Origin of the sequence: Streptomyces sp. ADI95-17, from assembly GCF_003846175.1 — a bacterium.
Classification (GTDB): domain Bacteria; phylum Actinomycetota; class Actinomycetes; order Streptomycetales; family Streptomycetaceae; genus Streptomyces; species Streptomyces sanglieri.
Genome location: NZ_ML123044.1, coordinates 181,099 through 184,756, shown reverse-complemented (window position 1 = coordinate 184,756; position 3,658 = coordinate 181,099). Strand labels below are relative to the sequence as shown.

At 70.5% G+C, this 3,658-nt stretch carries 1 protein-coding gene and 1 pseudogene; both read right to left on the bottom strand.

Features of this window, described 5'->3' with window-relative positions; translation table 11 throughout:
• Window positions 1-25: 25 nt before the first annotated feature.
• Window positions 26-3,217 (bottom strand): sensor histidine kinase, encoded by a 3,192-nt coding sequence (locus tag EES42_RS00815; protein WP_124716174.1) that lies wholly within the window; start codon window positions 3,215-3,217, stop codon window positions 26-28.
• A 347-nt stretch (window positions 3,218-3,564) separates the two neighbouring features.
• A pseudogene (locus tag EES42_RS00810) lies at window positions 3,565-3,658 on the bottom strand (ATP-binding protein); the annotation flags it as partial.

Genomic DNA, 3,658 nt, shown 5'->3' with positions numbered 1-3,658 from the left:
CGCCGCCTGGCTCATCGGGCTCACACTAACGCTCCTGGTCGTAGGTATTACTGTCGTCCGAACCCGCGCTGCGTCCCCGGAGCACGCCCCGCCGCAGGTTGCTCAACCTGCCGCGGACGTCCTCGGGGGCGCGGGAAACCTGGGGGCCGCCCTGCAAGGTCTGCTCGGCCGTGCCCTCGACCAGATTGGCCTTGGGCACCCGCCGGGGGAGACCGGACGGGGTGATCCCGCCCGCCTTCGGCTCCCGGAGCTTCTCGGCCCGCTCCCAGCGCTCGTCGTTGGCCGAGCGCCAGTCGTCGGAGCCGTTTCCGTCCTGCTGCGCGGGCGACGGCTGCTGCGGCACTTCCTCCTGCGGCGGCTGCTGCTGCGCGGCGACGGGCCGGCTGTTCCCGCGGCCGGTGGGCTGCCAGTGCTGCTGACCGCCCCGGCGCGGCAGACCGGCTTCGGTCAGCTCGTGACCGGAGTCGGGCGTGGGCCCCGGACGGTCGAAGCCTACGCGCTCCTGCGGCTCGGCGGGGGCGCTCGGGACGGATTCCGCTTCCGCCGGTGCCGAGGGCTCGTACGGACCCTGGTAAGCGGCCTGATCCGGCCAGTCGTCCTGCTGGGACCGGGGAGCGAACTGCTCCTCGTAGGACGGCTGCGGGGTCTCACCGGCGGCGTACCCGCCCTCCGTATAACCACCGGCCGGAGCCTGTCCGGGCTGCCCGCCGACGCCCGCGTCGGCGGGGTAGGGCTCGTAGCCGCCCTGGTACGGAGCCTGCTCGTACCGCTCCTGCTGCGGCTCCTGGCCGTACCCGTTCCGGGCGTACCCGCCGTCGGTGTACTGGCCTTCGGTGTACTGGCCTTCGGCGTACGGGTCCTGCGGGAACTGCGGGTGCTCGCCCGCCGTCTGCGCCTCCAGCGCCGCCCGGCGCTCCCCACGCATCAGCGAACGGCCCACCGGGTCCAGCTGGGCCGAGTCCGCCGAGGGCTGTTCGTAGCGCGAGTCGTCGAAGCCCAGCTCCGCCGCCGTGCGCAGGTGCGGCTGGGACGGCTGCTGTTCGAAGCCCTGCTGCTCCGGAATGATCGAGGAGACGGTGAAGTCGTCGGCCGCGGCGGGCGGTTCGCCACCGCCGCCGTGGGTGATCGCGTCCGGCAGCATGACCAGCGAGGTGGTTCCGGCCTGCTCGCCCGAGGGGCGCAGCTGGACCCGGATGCCGTGCCGGTCGGAGAGCCGGCCGACCACGAACAGACCCATCCGCTGCGACACCGCGGCGTCCACGGTCGGCGGGTTGGCCAGCTTGTGGTTGATGTCGGCGAAGTCCTCGGCGGTGAGGCCGATGCCCTTGTCGTGGATCTCGATCATCACGCGGCTGTCGGGCAGCCGGGTCGCGGTGACCCGCACCTTGGTCTGCGGCGAGGAGAACGTGGTGGCGTTCTCCAGCAGCTCGGCCAGCAGGTGCACGAGGTCGGTGACCGACTGGCCGTGGATCTCGGTCTCGGGTACCCCGGCGAGCTCGATGCGCTCGTACGACTCCACCTCGGAGGCGGCGGCCCGGAGCACGTCGACCAGCGGGACCGGCTGGTTCCAGCGGCGGCCGGGCTCCTCGCCGGCCAGCACCAGGAGGTTCTCGCCGTTGCGGCGCATGCGGGTGGCCAGGTGGTCCAGCCGGAAGAGGTTCTCCAGCTGGTCCGGGTCGGCCTCGTTGTTCTCCAGGTCGGTGATGAGGGTCAGCTGGCCCTCGATCAGCGACTGGTTGCGGCGGGAGAGATTGGTGAAGATCGCGTTGACGTTGCCCCGCAGCATGGCCTGCTCGGCCGCCAGCCGGACCGCCTCGCGGTGCACCTGGTCGAAGGCGCGGGCGACCTCGCCGATCTCGTCGCGGCTGTGGATCGGGATCGGCTGGACCCGGGTGTCGACCCGGCCCGGCTCGGCCCGGGAGAGCTGGTCGACCAGCATCGGCAGCCGCTGCTCGGCGATCCCGAAGGCGGCGGTACGCAGCCGGCGCATCGAGCGGCTCATCTGCCGGGCCATGAGCCCGGCCAGCACGAAGGCGGCCAGCAGGGCGACGACCACGACCGCGGCATTGACAACGGCGTCGTTCCTGGCGCCGGACGAGATGTCCGCGGCCTCGGCCACCGCCTTGTCGACGAGCTCGTCCTGGACCGTGGTGTAGCCGTCGAACTTGGCGGTGGCGGCCGCCATCCAGGTCTCCGGCGTGATGCCCTTCGCGGCCAGCTTCTCGGGCGACTTGCCCTGCCCGATCTGCTGGGCCATGCCGTCGAAGACCGAGCCGTCGATGCTGGGCGGGGCGACGAACGGGGTTCCCGCCGCGTCGGCCTCCTTCTTGGCCTGCTTCAGCTCCCGCGCGCCCTCGTCCGCCTTGGCGGACAGGACCTGCTTCAGCCGGGCCGCGTCGGCCTCCGTACCGCCGGAGACGAACTCGCCGAGCGCGATCTGCTCCAGGTAGTTGTACGAGCCGAAGGCCTTGACCTGGGCGTCGAACTTGGCCTTCTCCTGGCTCGGACGCACCAGCAGGTGCATGCCGATGGAGCGCTGAAGCGATTCTGCAGCCTTGGCGAGCTCGATCGCGTAGACCGTACGGCCGTAGCTGGTGATGTTGCCGGTGCCCAGGCCCAGCTCGTTGCTGAACTCCATCAGCGAGTGCTGGACCTTGACGTAGCCCTCCTCCGTCTTCACCGGGTCCATGGCCTCGGCGAAGGCGGCCTTGCGCAGCTCGGGAAGAGTGGGCTCCTCCAGCCGGAGCAGCTGAAGGCGCCGCTCCAGGCCCTGCTTCTCGGGCATGCCCTTCACGGCCGCGTCGAACTTCTTCGCGGCCGCGTCGGTGGTGGCCCGGGCCTCCCCGACGATGTCGGCGTCCCGCTTGTTGGACAGCAGCGGCTGGGCGGAGAGGTCCCGCTCGTTCAGCAGCGCCTGGCCGTACTCGGCGGCAGCGCGCACGATCAGCGCGGTCTTCTCGGCGTCCTGGGCCTCGCGCCAGGTGTCGATCGACCCCTTCACCTGGAATCCGCCCATGACCAGGCCGACCAGGACGGGGATCAGGAGAATCGCGTTCAGCCGGGTGGGCACCCGCCAGTTGCGCGGCGACAGCCGGCTGGAGCCGCCGTCAGGCACCGCCGTACCGGACGCGTCCGCGAAGGACGCCGCGGCGCGCGGCGGCGGGGTGAAGTTGCCCCGCTCCTGCCGCGCCGTGGAGCCCGCGTTGCCTCGCCTCACTCGACCAACAACCTCTCGGCGTCGGCACCTACGTTGTGCCGTATTTCGTTCAGGGCCGTACTACTCGGGAGTTCGTCGAATTCCAGCACGGGGACCGGTCGCGTTCCAAACAGTCGGAACCTGTCATTCCGAGTGGCGCAGGCCTCAGATAAAACGGGCATAAAGAACGAGCCCCGTCAAAAGGCGGGGCTCAGGTGAGCGCAGTGGCACCGTTCGGATGCGGCGGGTGTCGAACGCGGGGCAATTCTCTTTCGAAACGTTATGAATACGGGGGTGGATCGTGTCAAAGGACACAGCCCACCCCCGTCCGACTACGGTAACTACCGTATGGCAATACCGACTTGTGCTTACTTGAGCCGGGCCATCAGGGCGTGCTCCACGAGCGTGATCAGACCGCTCTTGGCGTCCGCGCGGTGCCGCGCGTCCGTCGTGATGATCGGT